Annotated in this window: 11 protein-coding genes and 2 tRNA genes; 4 read left to right on the top strand and 9 right to left on the bottom strand. The window is 62.0% G+C overall.

Features of this window, described 5'->3' with window-relative positions:
- Positions 1 to 150: 150 nt before the first annotated feature.
- Entirely contained in the window at positions 151 to 1,479 is a 1,329-nt protein-coding gene (gene rimO / locus AC0V2S_RS15700) for a 30S ribosomal protein S12 methylthiotransferase RimO (protein ID WP_475510541.1), read from the bottom strand.
- Between the two features lie 296 nt (positions 1,480 to 1,775).
- Here rimO and AC0V2S_RS15705 point away from each other — a divergent pair, with 296 nt between their 5' ends.
- Positions 1,776 to 3,671 (top strand): potassium transporter Kup, encoded by a 1,896-nt coding sequence (locus AC0V2S_RS15705; protein WP_475510542.1) that lies wholly within the window; start codon positions 1,776 to 1,778, stop codon positions 3,669 to 3,671.
- 100 nt (positions 3,672 to 3,771) lie between these two features.
- Here the strand turns inward: AC0V2S_RS15705 and AC0V2S_RS15710 are convergent, their stop codons facing one another.
- From AC0V2S_RS15710 to AC0V2S_RS15730, 5 genes are all read right to left on the bottom strand, one after another.
- Positions 3,772 to 4,320, bottom strand: a complete 549-nt coding sequence (locus AC0V2S_RS15710; RefSeq protein WP_475510543.1) for a cytochrome b — start codon at positions 4,318 to 4,320, stop codon at positions 3,772 to 3,774.
- A gap of 212 nt (positions 4,321 to 4,532) precedes the next feature.
- Positions 4,533 to 5,795, bottom strand: a complete 1,263-nt coding sequence (locus AC0V2S_RS15715; RefSeq protein WP_475510544.1) for a virulence factor family protein — start codon at positions 5,793 to 5,795, stop codon at positions 4,533 to 4,535.
- Positions 5,795 to 8,437, bottom strand: a complete 2,643-nt coding sequence (gene mprF, locus AC0V2S_RS15720; protein WP_475510545.1) for a bifunctional lysylphosphatidylglycerol flippase/synthetase MprF — start codon at positions 8,435 to 8,437, stop codon at positions 5,795 to 5,797. Before mprF ends, AC0V2S_RS15715 begins: the two co-directional genes overlap by 1 nt.
- Positions 8,438 to 8,758: 321 nt before the next feature.
- Positions 8,759 to 8,835 (bottom strand) — tRNA-Met (locus AC0V2S_RS15725).
- 129 nt (positions 8,836 to 8,964) lie between these two features.
- Positions 8,965 to 9,041 (bottom strand) — tRNA-Met (locus AC0V2S_RS15730).
- A gap of 137 nt (positions 9,042 to 9,178) precedes the next feature.
- On the opposite strand from AC0V2S_RS15730, the gene dinB reads away from it, so the two are divergent.
- A complete protein-coding gene (gene dinB / locus AC0V2S_RS15735; RefSeq protein WP_475510546.1) occupies positions 9,179 to 10,231 on the top strand; it encodes a DNA polymerase IV in 1,053 nt (350 codons plus the stop codon).
- 17 nt (positions 10,232 to 10,248) lie between these two features.
- On the opposite strand, the gene AC0V2S_RS15740 is transcribed toward dinB, so the two are convergent.
- The 3 genes from AC0V2S_RS15740 to AC0V2S_RS15750 all read right to left on the bottom strand — a co-directional run bounded on the left by AC0V2S_RS15740 (position 10,249) and on the right by AC0V2S_RS15750 (position 13,941).
- Positions 10,249 to 10,656, bottom strand: coding sequence for an META domain-containing protein (locus AC0V2S_RS15740; protein ID WP_475510547.1), 408 nt, complete (start codon positions 10,654 to 10,656; stop codon positions 10,249 to 10,251).
- Positions 10,656 to 11,093: a hypothetical protein gene (locus AC0V2S_RS15745; protein ID WP_475510548.1), complete on the bottom strand. Its 438-nt coding sequence runs from the start codon at positions 11,091 to 11,093 to the stop codon at positions 10,656 to 10,658. Before AC0V2S_RS15745 ends, AC0V2S_RS15740 begins: the two co-directional genes overlap by 1 nt.
- A 91-nt stretch (positions 11,094 to 11,184) precedes the next feature.
- Positions 11,185 to 13,941 carry a response regulator gene (locus tag AC0V2S_RS15750; protein WP_475510549.1) on the bottom strand — a complete coding sequence of 919 codons (2,757 nt, stop codon included), beginning with the start codon at positions 13,939 to 13,941 and terminating at the stop codon, positions 11,185 to 11,187.
- A 417-nt stretch (positions 13,942 to 14,358) separates the two neighbouring features.
- On the opposite strand from AC0V2S_RS15750, the gene cysM reads away from it, so the two are divergent.
- Positions 14,359 to 15,267 (top strand): cysteine synthase CysM, encoded by a 909-nt coding sequence (gene cysM / locus AC0V2S_RS15755; RefSeq protein ID WP_475510550.1) that lies wholly within the window; start codon positions 14,359 to 14,361, stop codon positions 15,265 to 15,267.
- Positions 15,267 to 16,619, top strand: a complete 1,353-nt coding sequence (gene rlmD / locus AC0V2S_RS15760; protein WP_475510551.1) for a 23S rRNA (uracil(1939)-C(5))-methyltransferase RlmD — start codon at positions 15,267 to 15,269, stop codon at positions 16,617 to 16,619. The genes cysM and rlmD overlap by 1 nt, the downstream gene beginning before the upstream one ends.
- Positions 16,620 to 16,692 lie beyond the last annotated feature (73 nt).

Below are 16,692 nucleotides of genomic sequence, written 5' to 3' on the forward strand. Positions count from 1 at the left end.
CGATGCTTTTGTTCACATAGATCTAGATCGAGCGAGCTAGAGCAGTGCAAGGCAAAAACGCCTTTTGAAGCGCAGTGGGCTGGTGCCCATGACCATTCAAAAAGCGTTTTTAACGCAGCAATGCCGACGCGCAGCCGATCGGACAGGAGATCAGAGGGTTTCGGCCCAGAGGTCGTACTCGTCAGCGTCGGTAACGCGGCACATCACCTTGTCACCTGGCTTCAGATCTTTATCGCTATCGACATACACATTGCCGTCGATTTCCGGCGCATCGAAGAAGCAGCGGCCCACGGCGCCTTGCTCGTCCACTTCGTCGATCAGCACTTCAATCTCGCGGCCGATTTTCAGCTGCAGGCGGGCGGCGCTGATTTCCTGCTGGTGCGCCATAAAACGCTCCCAACGGTCTTGTTTGACGTCGTCCGGCACCACGGCCGCGTCCAGCAGGTTGGCCGGCGCGCCTTCTACTGGCGAGTACTGGAAGCAGCCGACGCGGTCGAGCTGGGCTTCGGTCAGCCAGTTCAGCAGGTATTGGAAGTCTTCTTCGGTTTCGCCCGGGAAGCCGACGATAAAGGTGGAGCGGATGATCAGGTCCGGGCACAGCTCGCGCCAGCTTTTGATACGGGCCAGGGTCTTGTCTTCGAAGGCCGGGCGTTTCATGGCCTTGAGGATTTTCGGGCTGGCGTGCTGGAAGGGGATATCCAGGTACGGCAGGATTTTGCCGGCGGCCATCAAGGGGATCACGTCATCGACGTTCGGGTACGGGTACACGTAGTGCAGACGTACCCACACGCCCAAGGTGCTCAACGCCTGGCAGAGTTCCAGCATGCGGGTTTTCACCGGCTGGCCGTTCCAGAAGTCGGTTTTGTATTTGACGTCGACGCCATAGGCGCTGGTGTCCTGGGAAATCACCAGCAGCTCTTTCACGCCGGCTTTGACCAGACGCTCGGCCTCGCTCAGCACGTCGCCCACCGGGCGGCTGACCAGCTTGCCGCGCATGGACGGAATGATGCAGAAGCTGCAGCTGTGGTTGCAGCCTTCGGAAATCTTCAGGTAGGCGTAGTGGCGCGGGGTGAGCTTGATGCCTTGCGGCGGCACCAGGTCGATCAGCGGGTTGTGGTTTTGCGGCGGTGCCACGGCGTCGTGTACGGCAGTGACCACTTGCTCGTACTGCTGCGGACCGGTAACGGCCAAGACGCTTGGGTGCACATTGCGGATGGCGCTTTCTTCCACGCCCATGCAACCGGTGACGATCACTTTGCCGTTCTCGGCGAGCGCTTCACCAATCACTTCCAACGATTCGGCTTTGGCCGTGTCGATAAAACCGCAGGTGTTGACCACCACGACGTCGGCGTCCTGATAGGTCGCCACAACTTCATAGCCTTCCATGCGCAGCTGGGTGAGGATGCGTTCGGAATCGACGAGTGCCTTGGGGCAACCCAGGGATACGAAGCCGACTTTCGGCGTGGCGACGGTGGACATGACTAACCTCAGGCGTTTGGACGGGCACCTTGGGGTGCCTCTGGTCAAAAAGTGCGCAATTCTAGCGGCAGGTCACCCGCTTGACCAGCCTCCATCCGGCAGGTGGCGCCTCAGCTATGCTCTGGGCGGGCGTTATGGCCAGTTGGCTGCTTGAATTGCGTGGAGCTTGGTTCGTTCAGTAAGCAGTGCGATACGTAAACAGGTGCTTAGCGCCCCTGGATTCAGGTATAAAGCCGCCCAGTTTTAGTGCGCGCAGATAGCACGTCTGCGGGTTTATTCTTTCAGGAGCTTAGTGCATGTCCAAAGCGCATTCCGCGCCCGCGGCTGGTGGCAAGTCATCGACTGTCAGCCTGATGATCGCCGCTGTTGGCGTGGTATTCGGCGATATCGGTACCAGCCCCCTGTACACCCTCAAAGAGGTGTTCAACCCCCATTACGGCGTGCAGGCCAACCACGATGGCGTGCTGGGCATTCTGTCGCTGATCTTCTGGTCGCTGTTCTGGGTGGTGTCGCTCAAGTACGTGCTGTTTATGCTGCGTGCCGACAACCAGGGCGAAGGCGGGGTCATGGCCCTGACCGCTCTGGCCCGCCGCGCCGCTGCCGATTATCCCAAGCTGCGCAATGTGCTGGTGCTGCTCGGCCTGTTCGGCGCGGCGCTGTTCTACGGCGACAGCATGATCACTCCGGCGATCTCGGTGTTGTCGGCGGTGGAAGGTTTGGAACTGGCCTTCGATGGTATCGACCACTGGGTCGTGCCGCTGTCGTTGGTGGTGCTGGTGGCGCTTTTTCTGATCCAGAAGCACGGCACCGCGCGTATCGGCATTCTGTTTGGCCCGGTGATGCTCACCTGGTTTACCGTCCTCAGTGTGTTGGGCATTTACGGCATCATGCAGCGTCCTGAAGTGCTGCACGCCCTTAACCCCTATTGGGCGGTTAACTTCTTTATTTCCCACCCGGGCATCGGTATCACCATTCTCGGTGCCGTGGTGCTGTCGCTGACTGGCGCCGAAGCGCTGTACGCCGATATGGGCCACTTCGGTCGCAGGCCGATTGCCCGTGCCTGGTTCTTCCTGGTGCTGCCGGGCCTGGCGTTGAACTACTTTGGTCAGGGCGCCCTGCTGCTGCAAAACCCGGAAGCGGCGCGTAACCCCTTCTATCTGCTGGCGCCAAGCTGGGCGCTGGTGCCGATGATTCTGCTGTCGACCTTCGCCACCATCATTGCCTCGCAAGCGGTGATTTCCGGGGCCTTCTCCCTGACCCGTCAGGCTATTCAGCTCGGCTATGTGCCGCGCATGTTTATCCAGCACACCTCCAGCCATGAGCAGGGGCAGATCTATATCGGTGCGGTGAACTGGACCCTGATGGTCGGCGTAGTGCTGCTGGTGCTGGGCTTCGAGTCCTCCAGCGCCCTGGCCGCGGCCTATGGCGTGGCGGTGACCGGCACCATGCTGATCGATACCTTGCTGGCCTCGGCCGTCGTGCTGCTGCTGTGGCGCTGGTCGCCCTGGGCGTCGGTGCCGATGCTGCTGGCCTTCTTTCTGGTGGACAGCCTGTTCTTCACCGCCAACCTGCCCAAGATCCTCCAGGGCGGTGCTTTCCCGGTAATCATCGGCAGCGCGCTGTTTATTCTGATGACCACCTGGAAACGCGGCCGCCAGCTGCTGGTGGACCGTCTGGACGAAAGCGCCATTCCGCTGCCGCTGTTTATCAGCAGCATCCGCGTACAGCCGCCGCATCGCGTGCAAGGCACCGCTGTATTCCTTACTGCCCGCGCTGACGCCGTGCCCCACGCGCTCTTGCACAACCTGCTGCATAACCAGGTGCTGCACGAAACCGTGGTGCTGCTGACGGTGATGAACGAAGACGAGCCGCGCGTACCCAACGAGCGCCGTTTTGAAGTAGACGCCTTTGGTGAAGGCTTCTACCGAGTGGTGCTGCATTTCGGGTTTATGGACGAGACCGATGTGCCGGCGGCGTTGGGCCTTTGCCACCTGGACGGCCTGGACTTCAGCCCGATGCGCACCACCTACTTCCTCAGTCGCGAGACCATTATCTCCACCAAGCTGGTGGGCATGGCGCGTTGGCGGGAAATGCTGTTCGCCTTCCTGCTCAAAAATGCCAACGGCAATTTGCGGTTCTTCAACCTGCCGCTCAATCGGGTGATTGAGCTGGGGACGCAGGTCGAGATTTGATGGAGATGCGTAGGTTGGGTTGACGAAGGAAGCCCAACGTTCTCGGTGTTGAGGATTGTTGGGCTTCGCTGTGCTCAACCCAACCTACGCCGCGATGCTTTTAGCTGCGGCGCGGCAACATCCGCAGCAGCGTGTTGTCGCGAATCACATAGTGATGCGCCAGCCCCGCCACGGCATGCAGGCCAATCAGCCAGTACCCCACCGAGCCACCGAGTTCATGCCATTCCTTGATCTGCTTGGCCAGGTCGGGGTTCTTGCCGACCAGGTGCGGCAACTCCAGGCCAAAAAACGGCACTGGCTTATCGGCGGCGCTCAGAATCAGCCAGCCGGCGAACGGCAGGCCAATCATCAGCAAATAGAGCGCCAGGTGCATCAGCTTGGCCGGCAGCATTTGCCAGGCCGGTGGTGCCGGTTCAATGCGCGGCGTCGGTGCGATAACGCGCAGCAGTAGACGCAGCCACACCAGCAGGAAGACGCTGAGGCCGAGCATGAAATGGAATTGCTTCATCAGGTCGCGTTCGACGCTGTCTTTGGGAAAGATGCCACGCAGTTCGATGCAGGCGTAAACCGCCGCCAAGAGAATCACCATCAGCCAGTGCAATGTGATGCTGGCGGTGCCGTAACGGGACTCGCTGTTTTTCCAACTCATCAGGTCTTCCTTCTTCTGCCAGAGGCCCGCTCTTGGGCGGGTTAGAAGGGAGACCTTAGCATTTGATGAAGAGCACCACGACTGGCAGCGTCCACCGTCGTCCCAGCGAATGCTGGGACCCAGAATGTTGGATAGGTCGAGGTCTGAGGATCAATCCGAAATACTGGATCCCAGCCTTCGCTGGGATGACGGTGATGGGGCGGGCGTTCGGTCTACGGCTCCGGCCGCTTCTCGATGTCTTTGATCAGCCGCACGGCCAGCGCCGGGTAGTCTTCGTCGAAGTGGTGGCCGCCGGGCAGCTCCAGTCGTTCGCCGACGGTGGTGGCTTCGGTGCAACCGCTCTCAGCCACTTCATCCTTGCCGTACACGCACAGCACTTTGGCAGCGGGCAAACGGGCCACTTCTGGCCCAGTAGCGGCTTCCTTGCCGGTCGTGCCGAGCCAACCCTGCACTTCAATCTCAAAGCTGCCGCTGCGAGCCAGGGCGATCAGTTGAATGCCGCGGACTTGCTGCTGAGCAGCCGGCGGCAAGCGGTTGTAGATGGCCGGCAACACGTCGGCACCGAACGAATAACCGATCAGTACAAAGTTCTTCGCGCCCCATTTATCCCGGTACAGCTTCATCAGCTTCGCCAGGTCGACCGCGCTTTGTTCCGGGCTCTTGTGCTGCCAGTAGTAACGCAGCGCATCGACACCTACGACCGGGTAGTTGCGCTTGGCCATTTCCTCGGCCACGTCGCGGTCCAGGTCGCGCCAGCCGCCGTCGCCGGAATAGAACAGGCTGACGGTGTCGGAAGCTTTGTCGGGGTCAGCGGCAGGCACTTCCACCACCGGCATGGCATCGCTCTCACCTTGCAGCAGGTTGCGGACCTCTTTATCCAATACCTGGGGCAGGGTGGTGTCGTAGTCGCTGATGCTGGTGACGCCATTGCTCTGCTCGCGGGCAAACGCGGCGCTTGGGTCATCGGGGTTGTCGTTCCAGGCGGCTACCCAGTGGCCGTGGGGCGCTTTCGGCGGCTGCGGGCAGTCGGGTTTTTCGATGGAGAAGTCCACCGACAGGGCCTTGGCCTGGTCGTTGGTTTGCCCGGCCAACCAGTTCCACGCCAGGGTGGCGCCTGGGCCGATGCCGGCCACCAGAGTAGCGGGGCCGCTCAGTTGGGCGAGGCTGTCTTGCAGGCGTTTTTGCTGCACGGCGCAGTCGGTGCCTTCAAGGCTGAATTGCACGACCTGGGCCTGGCTGTCGCGGCTGATCGCCAGCAGCTGGGCCTCGGTCAGCAGCATGTCCGGCGGTACACCGATGGCCACTTGAGCCTTTGCGGTGCTGCGCGGAATTACCCGGGTCAGGGCGCTGCCATCGCTCAGTTGCAGTTGCTCCACCGTCGGTACGTTGCCGCCGCGTTTGAATAGCAGCACGGCAACGGCCACGCCAGCCACGAGAAGTGCGACCAACAGCGGTCGCCAAAAGCGTCGAATCATCAGCGTTTCACCAATCCTGTCAGGCCGCCCGCAATCAGGGCGGCGGTGTCGGCCAGGGCTACCAGCGGGTCAAGCCCGGCCGGTACGGCCATGTAGCGCGGTTCCCAGTCGGGCTGGAACTTGTCTTTGAAGCGGCGCAGGCCCTGGAAGTTGTACAGTTGTTCGCCGCGGCGGAACACCATGGCGCCCAGGCGCTGGGTAAGCGGTGCGCCGCGCCGCGGTTGCAGGCCGGAGAGCGGCACCATACCCAGGCTGAAGCGGCTGTAGCCAGCCTGCTTGTAATGCAGGATGAGGCCGAGCATCAGAAATTCCATGGTCAGCTTCGGCGCATCGGGGTGAGCGCGCATCAGATCGAGGCTGGCCAATTCCGTGCTCTGGGTTTCCAGCAGGTTAGCGAACGCCACGGCGCGGCCCTCAAAGCGCACGACGGCAATGCGGAAGCGCTTGAGGTACTGCGGGGTAAAGCGGCCGAGGGAGAAGCCTTTCTCGCGCACATTCTTGCCTTCGACCCAGGCGGCCGAGATGGCTTGCAGGTCGTCCATCGGCGCCGCGCCGGCTTCATGGATTTCCAGCGACAGGCCGTCACGGCCGCCACGGTTCCAGGTGTAGCGCAGGTCTTTCATTTCCTTGCCCTTGGCTTCAAGGTCGAAGGCGGCGAGGTCGACGCGCGCCTCTTCACCGAGCTTGAGGGCGGTCAGGCCGATGTCCATATAGAAGGGCAGGTTCTCCGCACGCACTTGGTAGAACACCGGGCGGGCGTGGTGCAGGTCGCAGAGATCGCGGAATTGCCAGATCAGTTCGGCACGTTGCTGCGCCGGGCCGATGGGGTCGTACAGCGCAATCATGCTGCGCCCGCGACGGGCGTACATCAGGAAGGCGTCGTCACCTTTGTGGAACAGCAGGGCCTTGTCGCCGGTGAGCGCCAGGCCGCCGTCAGGCTGGTCGGACGCTTGCAGGATGCGCGCGGCGGTGTCCAGCTCGGCGTCGTCGGGCAGGCGAATTTCCGGCGGCTCGGTGCGCAGCAGCCAGGTCAGCACCACGATCACCAGCAGCAGCGCACTGCCCAGGGCGGAACGCAGTGCGCGTGGGGCGCCGGCATCCAGGGCGAACTGCCACCAGAGTTGGTGCTCGTACGGCACGTTCTGGTAAGCGAAGAACATCATCCAGATCGAGGCGCCCAACACGCACAGCGCGGCGACCAGATACACCCACGAAAACGGCAGCTCCAGCAGGCGGCTGGGGCGGTAGAACGAACGGCGGAACACCGCGAGCATGCAGGCGGTCAAGGTCAGCAGGCTGGCTTCTTCCCAGTCAAAGCCCTTCATCAACGACAGCAGTGCGCCGAACAGCAGCAGCACCATCGTGAGTACCCAGGCGGCCGATAGGCGACGGCGCAGGCCTTGGGCGAGCAGCAGGCACAGCACGCCGATCAGGCTGGCGCCCAGGTGCGAGGCGTCGATGAGGCGGTGGGGAATCAGGAAGCCGAGGTCTTCGATGCGTGAGTCAATGGCCGGGGTGGCACCGGAAAACAGCAGCACCATGCCGGAAATAAACACCAGCAACGCCAGCACCGGCGCGGCCAGGCCGGACGCCACGCGCACTGCCTGGTGCTTGACGATCAGGCGGTAGGCTTCGTTGCACAGCAACAGCAGGCAGGCCACCAGCAGCGGCAACACCACGTAGATCAGGCGGTACAGCAACAGGGCGGCGGCCAGCGGTGCGCTGCCCAGTTGGTCGGCGAAGGCCGCCAGCAGCACGGCTTCGAACACACCGACACCGCCAGGCACATGGCTGAGCACGCCGGCGGCCAGGGCCAGCAGGTACACCAGCAGGAAGGCGCCAAAGGGCGGGGCTTCAGGCAGCAGGAGGTAAAGCACGGTGGCGGCGGCGGCCACGTCCAGTGCGGTGATCAACAGCTGCAACGCAGCCAGACGCAAACCGGGTACTCGCAGTGTGCGGCGACCCACCTGAATCAGCAGGTTATGCGCCATGGGTTGTTCTGCGGCGGGCAGGCGGCGACGGCCGATGGCGATTAGCAGTGCACCGCAACCCAGCAGGATGGCGACGGCGATGGCGGCCAGAACGCTGGCAGGCAAACGTAGGGCCGTTGATGCGGCCGGCAAATCACTCAGGGTGGCCAGGGCGGCGAGAACCGGAAGCGCACAGCCGAGCGACAGGCTGGCGAACAGCGTCATGCGCGCGACTTCGCCAGGGCCCAGGCCGTTGCGCGCATAGAGGCGGTAACGCACCGAGCCGCCGGACAGCATCGACAATCCCACCGCATTGCCGATGGCAAAGGCGTTGAAGCCGCCAAAGGCCAGGGTCGGCAGCGGCAGCTTCACATCGGCAAAGCGGCTGGCCGACCATTCGTAGCCGAGCAGAATGATAAAACCGACCACGGTGGCGCCCAGCGCGCCAAACAGGGCGCTCTTGGGCACGCTGAGTACGGACTCGCGCAGGGAGTCGGGGTCCAGGTCATTGACCAGATGACGGCAGGCAATCAGGGCGATGGTGAACAGCAGCAGCGTGACGGCCAAGCCGATGGGCTGGCGGTACGTGCTCAGGCGCTCCATCCATTGCAGGCGCGACGGGTGTACGTCGGAGGCTGGCGGGTGTTGGGCATCTGGAGGGCTAGCGCGCATTCGGCACCTCGCAAGGAGTCTGGATTGCCGCAAGGCGAACGAGAACGGGTGGAGCTGCGGAGGTAGGTCGCGAAGCGTACGGCGGTCCTGGGTAAAGCATGCATGACTCCCTATGGCGAACGAGCCCGGCAATGATCAGCTGCGTTGGCGCGCGGAGCAACCGGTTTGCACTTCCAGATGGTGCTTACTTAGTAGTGGTTCATGGCGGGCGAGCGGTCAAGCAGGATGGCAGGCTGCTTTATATATAGAGGAGGGAGCGGGGAGAGGTTCCAAACGCCAGAAACACAAAAGGCCACTTGTTTCCAAGTGGCCTTTAAATGTTGGTTGCGGGAGCCGGATTTGAACCGACGACCTTCGGGTTATGAGCCCGACGAGCTACCAGACTGCTCCATCCCGCGCCGGCAATTCTACAGTCAGGCGCTTCTGTGTCAACCGCTAATTTCTTTTTTATCAAAGAGTTATGCGCACACAAAAAACGCAGGCAACAAAAAAGGGCCACTTACTCAGTAAGTGGCCCTTTATTTGTTTGGTTGCGGGAGCCGGATTTGAACCGACGACCTTCGGGTTATGAGCCCGACGAGCTACCAGACTGCTCCATCCCGCGCCGCACATTCTACAGTCGAAGTCTTGGCTGTCAACCTTTAATCCTGAAAAACTGTTGTTTGTTCAGATGCTTAGCGCAGGCGCGATGTTACACTGCCGCCTTCCAGGCCATGCCGGACGGGGCTTACCGGACTTTTCGTGCGCAAGATTATCCATGTGGATTGTGACTGTTTTTACGCAGCCATCGAGATGCGCGACGACCCGAGCCTGGCAAACAGGCCCATTGCCGTGGGTGGTTCGGCGGATCGGCGCGGGGTAATCGCCACCTGCAACTACGAAGCGCGTGCGTATGGCGTGCGTTCGGCCATGTCGTCGCGCCATGCCCTCAAGCTGTGCCCGGACCTGTTGATCCTGCGCCCGCGCATGGACGTATATAAAGAAGTGTCCCGAGAGATTCAGGGGATCTTCCGCGAATACACCGAGATCATTGAGCCGCTGTCGCTTGATGAAGCCTATCTGGACGTGTCCGACTGCCCACATTTTTCTGGCAGCGCCACACGAATTGCTCAGGATATTCGCCGCCGCGTTTCGACCCAAGTGCATATCACCGTGTCCGCTGGCATCGCGCCGAACAAGTTTCTGGCCAAGATCGCCAGCGACTGGCGCAAACCCAACGGGCTGTTTGTGATTACCCCGGATGAGGTGGAAGGCTTTGTCTCGGTGCTGCCGGTGAGCAAGTTGCACGGCGTGGGCAAAGTGACTGCCGACAAAATGCTGCGCCTGGGCATCGAAACCTGCGCGCAATTGCGCGAATGGAGCAAGGTGGAGCTGGCGCGTGAGTTCGGCAGTTTTGGCGAGCGCCTGTGGAACCTGGCCCGCGGCGTCGATGACCGCGCGGTGCAGACCGACCATCGGCGCCAGACCATCAGCGTCGAAACCACCTACGACAAAGACCTGCCAGATCTCGACGCCTGCCTGGAGCGGTTGCCCGGTCTGCTGGACGAGTTGGACCGCCGCATGCAGCGCCTGGACGCCAGCTACCGCCCGGACAAGCCGCTGGTAAAACTCAAATTCCACGACTTCACCCAAACCACCCTGGAACAGGCCGGCGCCGGTCGCGATCTGGACAGTTACCGCAAGCTGCTCAGCAACGCCTTCGAGCGCGGCGGCAAGCCGGTGCGGCTGATTGGGGTGGGGGTGCGGTTAATCGATTTGCGGCGGGTGCGGGAACAGTTGGAGCTGTTCCCGTAGGACGAGGGCGCGCGGATTTACTTATATTCCGCTGGCCACAACCGCATCGGCTTACCTTCCGCCGGCCACAATTGCAGCTGATCAATCTCGGAAATATCCCAACGCTGCACTTCGCTGAGTGCGTTAAGGAAGCGTTGCTCCTGCTCCATCAGCGCTGGCGGGCACATTTTGCGCGTGCTGCCGGCCTGGCTGAAGCTGATCTGCTGGCCTTTGAGGCTATAGGTCGCGAACCAGTGGTTGCAGCCGGCGCTGCCGAAGGCGCGGCCGTCGGCACCGAGAGTGATGGTCAGGTGGCTGTTGTCGATCAGCGGACGTTCGCCAATCCATTCCACTTGGTAAGCGCTGTCCTGTTCCAGTTGCGGGGCATCGCTGGCGCAGCCCATCAGGCTCGCAGCAAGCACGCCGAGGGCGAGGTTTGCTTTCATCAGGCCTCCTTGGTTTGGCATGCCGGGCAGAGGTGACGACCGTTGCGGTTCTGCCAGTGCAGCTCGGTGATACGGGCTTCGGCAGCCGGGGCATGGGCTTTTTTGCCCAATGCGGCGTCCACCGCAAATTCAAAGTCCAACTGCTTGTCGCAGCCGTCGCATTTCACTTGCCAGTTGAGGATAGACAACTCGGTAAACACCGGGCCCTGTGCCACGGCTACCCATTGGCCGGTCGGGTTGATCAGGTGGCGAACCTTGTCGACGTTCAAGCGCATGGAAAGGTCGCGGCTGCCTTTGAGGGTAACCAGCAGCACGTCGCCGCTTTTTACCGAGCCGCCATTGCCGGTGACCTGATAGCGGCCGGGCACCAGGGCGCGGCATTCGATCAGGGTGTGTTCGGGGTTGAGCAGGTTGTAGCGAAAGTCGTGTTCGGCCATGGCGCAGATTCAGTTCGGTAAGAAAAACGAGGCCGGCATCTTACCACGGGCATCGCGGGCCGCCGGGCAGGGCGGCCAAGCGGCGGTATCCTCAGACGGTGAGTTTGACGGCATCGGCCAGTCGCACCATCGCCGCATCCAGCTCATCCAGTGCTGCCCTGTACGCCGGGTCGTCCTGCTTCAATAACGTTTCGGTGCGCTGGCACACTGCGCGCAGTTGCGGCACGCCGCAATAACGGGTGGCGCCATGCAGACGGTGCACGCGCTCGATCAGGGCTGCGCGGTCGTCGTTGTCGCGGGCCTGGCGAATAGTGTCGCGATCGCCGTCCAGGGAGGCGAGCAACATGCTCAGCATGTCGGCAGCCAAATCGGGCTTGCCGGCGGCCAGACGCAGACCTTCTTCCTCATCCAGCACTTTGTGAGTCGGTTGCGACTGCGGCGTTTCCGCAGCGCGCTCGTTACCTTGATTGCGCATGCCCAGGCCGGTCCACTTCAACACCACCTGCGCCAACTGCCGTTCGCTGATGGGCTTGGTCAGGTAGTCGTCCATGCCGCCTTGCAGCAACGCGCGTTTTTCATTGGCCAGGGCGTGGGCGGTGAGGGCGATGATGGGTGTCGGCACGGCTTCCTGCTCTGACTCCCAATGACGGATTTCTTCGGTGGCCTGGCGCCCGTCCATGCCCGGCATCTGCACGTCCATAAAAATCAGGTCGAAGGTTTTGTGTTTGACCACATCCACGGCAGCAAAGCCGCTATCCACCGCCGTCACCTCGGCGCCCATGTCGGTGAGCAGCGTGTGCACCAGCTTGAGGTTGGCCGGGTTGTCGTCGACGCATAGCAACCGCGGCGGCCGGCTAAGCGGCGCAGGTGGTGCGTGTTCGGCGGGCTGATGGCGCGGGCCGAGCAGTTCGATCAGCGCCCGCTGCATTTTTCGCGTGCATGCCGGTTTGGCCTGCAGCTGGCTGTGGGCGTCGGGCAACGACTCGTGATACAGCGCCTGTTCGGTGGTGGGGCACAGCACCAGGCTCTTGCAGCCGATGCGCTCCAGGTCCCATACGCGCTGGCTGAGTTGCTCCGGCGGCAAATCCTGCGACGTGACGCCAAGCACCGCCAGGCTGATGGGATTGTCGGTGTATTGCTGGGCGCTGACGGCATTGAGCAGGCTGTCCAGATGCTGGTGATGCACCACCAGCAACCCGCAGTCTTCGAGTTGATGTTGCAGGGCCTGACGCGCCAGTTCGTGTTGTTCGATCACCGCCACGGTACGCCCGAGCAGCGGCGCTTGTGGTTTGTCTTCGGCATCTTCACGGGCTTTAGGCAGGCTCAGGCTGATCCAGAATTCAGACCCTTCGCCCGGGGTGCTGGCCACGCCGATTTCACCGCCCATCTGCTCGATCAGACGCTTGGAAATCACCAGGCCCAAGCCCGTGCCGCCGGCTTGCCGGGACAGCGAATTGTCTGCCTGGCTAAAGGCCTGGAACAGTGCGCGCAGGTCTTCATCGGACAGCCCGATGCCCGTGTCTTGCACGCTAATACGCAGTTGCGCACGTTCGCCGTTGTCTTCCTCGACCATGGCGCGAATGGCGATGGTGCCTTCGCGGGTGAATTTGATCGCGTTGCTGACCAGGTTGGTCAACACCTGCTTGAGACGCTGCGGGTCGCCGATCAGGGCAATTGGCGTATCGCGGTACACCAGGCTGACCAGCTCCAGCTGCTTGGCATGCGCGGTAGGGGCGAGAATGGTGAGGGCGTCCTGCAACACGTCGCGCAGGTTGAACGGGATATTTTCCAGCACCAGTTTGCCGGCTTCGATTTTCGAGAAATCGAGAATCTCGTTGATGATGCCCAAGAGGCTGTCGGCGGACTTTTCGATGGTGCCCAGGTAATCCTGCTGGCGCGGGGTCAGCTCGCTTTTCTGCAGCAGGTTGGTAAAGCCGAGAATGCCGTTCAACGGCGTACGGATTTCATGGCTCATGTTGGCCAGGAATTCCGACTTGATGCGGCTGGCTTCCAGCGCCTCTTTGCGGGCGAAATCCAGTTCGATGTTCTGGATTTCGATGGTTTCCAGGTTCTGTCGCACGTCTTCGGTCGCCTGGTCGATGCTGTGTTGCAGTTCTTCCTGGGCGTTCTGCAGGGTTTCGGCCATGCGGTTGATGCCCGAGGCCAGCTCGTCCATTTCGTGGCTACCCAAGGGCGGCAGTCGGGTTTCCAGACGGCCTTCCTTTAATAGCGCCACGCCTTGCTTGATGCGCCGCAACGGGTCGTTGATCGAGCGGCTCATCTGCACGGCCAGCAAGGCTGTTACGCCCAGGCCGGTGATGATCAACAACAGGCTGGCGAACAGGCTGCGGTAACCGCGCAGCAAGGTGCCGTGGTGGGACAGTTCCAGTTCGATCCAGCCCAGCAGGCGGTCGGGGTCGTCGGCGACCGGGTCGCCCGACAAGCTGCGGTGGCGGCCAAACACCGGCAATAAAAAGCGCGTGGCATCGTTGCCGCTACGCAGCAACAGAATACGGTTATCGCCATCGGGCATTGGGTTGAGCATGCTTGGGCCGGCATTGGCCAGGCGCGAATGGTCGTTGGCCAGAAAGTGCACGGAGCGTACGTCGGGCTGTTCCAGCACCTCATTGGCGATGCGTTCCAGCAACGCCGAGTCGCTGCGCGCCAGGGCCGGGGCGGCGATGGGGGCCAGTTGCTCGATGGTCATTTGCCCGCGTTGCAGCAATTGCGCTTGCAAATCGGAGAGCTGCATCCAGGTGAAATAGCCGCCCAACACCAAGGCCAGCAAGCTGGTGGGAAGCAGAGTGAGCAGCAACACGCGGCCCTTGATGCTGAGATCCTTGAACACTTCACCCTCACTGAAAAACCGGCTCCAAGCCCGTTCCGCAGTGTAGCGCCTGGCTAACAGCGAATAAAACCGGCGTTCGCGGGCGTAGGTTGGGTTGAGTGCTGCGAAGCCCAACAATGCCTGAAGACGTTCTGTTCAAGCCCGTGCGGGGCAAGCCTTGAAGGCTTACCCAGAAGGTGCCCAAGAGGCAGGACGCAATGTTGGGCTTCGCTTGTAGCTCAACCCAACCTACCCCTGGATTCTCGCCTACGCGGGAATGACGCAGATACGTCAGCAACCACCGTCATCCCCGCGCATGCGGGGATCCAGAATTACCAGGCGTGCGCGGCGCGTGAAGCCAATCGCGCCGAAGTTCGGGAGGTCGTTTCCCCTAATTCTCGCTATTATGTGCCCCCCGCTGGATCGGACAGTTTTCTCATGACTACACCTATTACCTACCCAACCATTGCCGACACCGTTGGCAACACCCCTCTGGTGCGCCTGCAGCGCCTGCCGGGCGACACCAGCAATACGCTGTTGGTGAAGTTGGAAGGCAATAACCCCGCCGGCTCGGTGAAAGACCGCCCGGCGCTGTCGATGATTACCCGCGCCGAACTCAGCGGCGCGGTAAAGCCCGGCGATACGCTGATCGAAGCCACCTCCGGCAATACCGGCATCGCCTTGGCGATGGTGGCGGCGATCAAGGGCTACCGCATGATTCTGATCATGCCGGACAACATGAGCGCCGAACGCAAGGCCGCCATGACCGCCTACGGCGCCGAGCTGATCATCGTCAGTAAAGAAGAAGGCATGGAAGGCGCCCGTGACCTGGCCGAGCGTATGCAGACCGAAGGCAAGGGCATTGTGCTCGACCAGTTCGCCAACGGCGACAACCCGATTGCTCACTACAACGGTACCGGCCCGGAACTCTGGCGCCAGACCCAGGGCACCATCACCCATTTCGTCAGTTCCATGGGCACCACGGGCACCATCATGGGCACCTCGCGGTATCTCAAGGAGCAGAATCCGGCCATCCAGATCATCGGTCTGCAACCGATGGAAGGCTCGGCCATTCCCGGCATCCGCCGCTGGCCGGAAGAATACCTGCCGAAGATTTACCAGGCCGAGCGCGTAGACCGCATCGTCGACATGCTGCAACGCGAAGCCGAAGACACCATGCGCCGTCTGGCCCGCGAAGAAGGCATCTTCTGCGGCGTGTCCTCGGGCGGTGCGGTAGCGGCGGCGCTGCGCCTGTCGCAGGAAGTGGAGAACGCCACCATCGTTGCCATCATCTGCGACCGTGGCGACCGTTACCTGTCCACTGGCGTCTACGATGACCCACTCTAATGGCTAAGAAACCCACCGAGCTGCGCTTTCAACCCAGCGGCGGCACACGTGCGGCACAGATTCCGGTTGGCAAGAAACAACGCCTGAGTATCGAGCGCCTGGCCAACGACGGCCGTGGTATCAGCTTTTTCGAGAACCGCACTTGGTTCGTCGCCGGCGCCTTGCCGGGCGAGCAGGTGGAAGCGCGTGTGCTTGGCGCCCGCAGCCAGATTGTCGATGCCCGTGCCGAACGCATTCTTGTGGCGGCTCCGTCGCGTCGCCCGGCGCCGTGCCGACATGCCTCGGTATGCGGCGGCTGCAGCCTGCAACATATGCCCCATGAGCAGCAGTTGCTGCTTAAACAGCAACAGTTGAACGATCAGCTCACTCGCATCGCCGGCGTGCAACCGGACGAATGGGCGCCGCCTCTGGTCGGTCCGGAGTTCGGTTACCGGCGCCGCGCGCGCATTGCCGTGCGCTGGGACGCCAAGGCCAAGCGCCTGGACGTCGGCTTTCGTGCAGCGGCCAGCCAAGACATCGTTTCCATCAGCGAATGCCTGGTGCTGGTACAGCCCTTGCAGTCCATCGTGCAGGTGTTACCGCAGGTGCTGCGCCGTTTGTCCAAGCCCCAGGCGCTGGGCCACGTGGAATTGTTCAGCGGCACGGCCAGCGCTGTTTTGGTGCGCCATACCGCGCCGTTGCCGGACGCCGATGTGGCGCTGTTGCAGGCGTTTTGCGCTGAGCACGAAGCGCAACTGTGGCTGCACGGCACAGACGAACCGCAACCTTTTGATACCACCCAGGCACTGGGGTACGAGTTGCCGCAGTGGGATTTGCAGCTAGCCTATCGCCCCGGTGATTTTGTGCAGGTGAATGCGCCGGTAAACGAGGCGATGATCGCCCAGGCGCTAGACTGGTTAGCACCAGAGGCGAATGAACGGGTTCTGGATCTGTTCTGCGGGCTGGGCAATTTCAGCTTGCCCCTGGCGCGCCAGGTGCAGGAAGTGGTGGCAGTAGAAGGCGTGCAAGTGATGGTCGAGCGGGCAGCGAGCAATGCCCTGGCCAATGGTCTGGGCAACGTGCACTTTTTCCAGGCCGACTTGTCGAACTCGCTGGCCGATGCCCCCTGGGCCGCCCAAGGATTTTCCGCTGTACTGCTGGACCCCCCGCGAGACGGCGCGTTACAGGCCGTGGAGGGACTGGCCAAGCTGGGTGCCAAGCGCGTGCTGTATGTGTCTTGCAACCCCGCCACACTGGCGCGAGACACGGCGGTGTTGGTGCAACAGGGTTACCGGCTAAAACGTGCCGCAATCCTCGACATGTTTCCACAGACGGCACATGTCGAGGCGATGGCGTTATTTGTGGCGGACTAGGATGTTCGCGTAACCGACTGACCCGCAGAGGTCAGCGATATTCGGCGTGTGGACTGCGCGTCGTAGGGAAGGT

The organism is Pseudomonas sp. CC11G, from assembly GCF_056174845.1.

Excerpts from the sequence above, each read along its gene's own strand:
- rimO (WP_475510541.1), bottom strand. The coding sequence starts at position 1,479 with ATGTCCACCGTCGCCACGCCGAAAGTCGGCTTCGTATCCCTGGGTTGC.
- AC0V2S_RS15705 (WP_475510542.1), top strand. The coding sequence starts at position 1,776 with ATGTCCAAAGCGCATTCCGCGCCCGCGGCTGGTGGCAAGTCATCGACT.
- AC0V2S_RS15710 (WP_475510543.1), bottom strand. The coding sequence starts at position 4,320 with ATGAGTTGGAAAAACAGCGAGTCCCGTTACGGCACCGCCAGCATCACA.
- AC0V2S_RS15715 (WP_475510544.1), bottom strand. The coding sequence starts at position 5,795 with ATGATTCGACGCTTTTGGCGACCGCTGTTGGTCGCACTTCTCGTGGCT.
- mprF (WP_475510545.1), bottom strand. The coding sequence starts at position 8,437 with ATGCGCGCTAGCCCTCCAGATGCCCAACACCCGCCAGCCTCCGACGTA.
- AC0V2S_RS15740 (WP_475510547.1), bottom strand. The coding sequence starts at position 10,656 with ATGAAAGCAAACCTCGCCCTCGGCGTGCTTGCTGCGAGCCTGATGGGC.
- AC0V2S_RS15745 (WP_475510548.1), bottom strand. The coding sequence starts at position 11,093 with ATGGCCGAACACGACTTTCGCTACAACCTGCTCAACCCCGAACACACC.
- cysM (WP_475510550.1), top strand. The coding sequence starts at position 14,359 with ATGACTACACCTATTACCTACCCAACCATTGCCGACACCGTTGGCAAC.
- rlmD (WP_475510551.1), top strand. The coding sequence starts at position 15,267 with ATGGCTAAGAAACCCACCGAGCTGCGCTTTCAACCCAGCGGCGGCACA.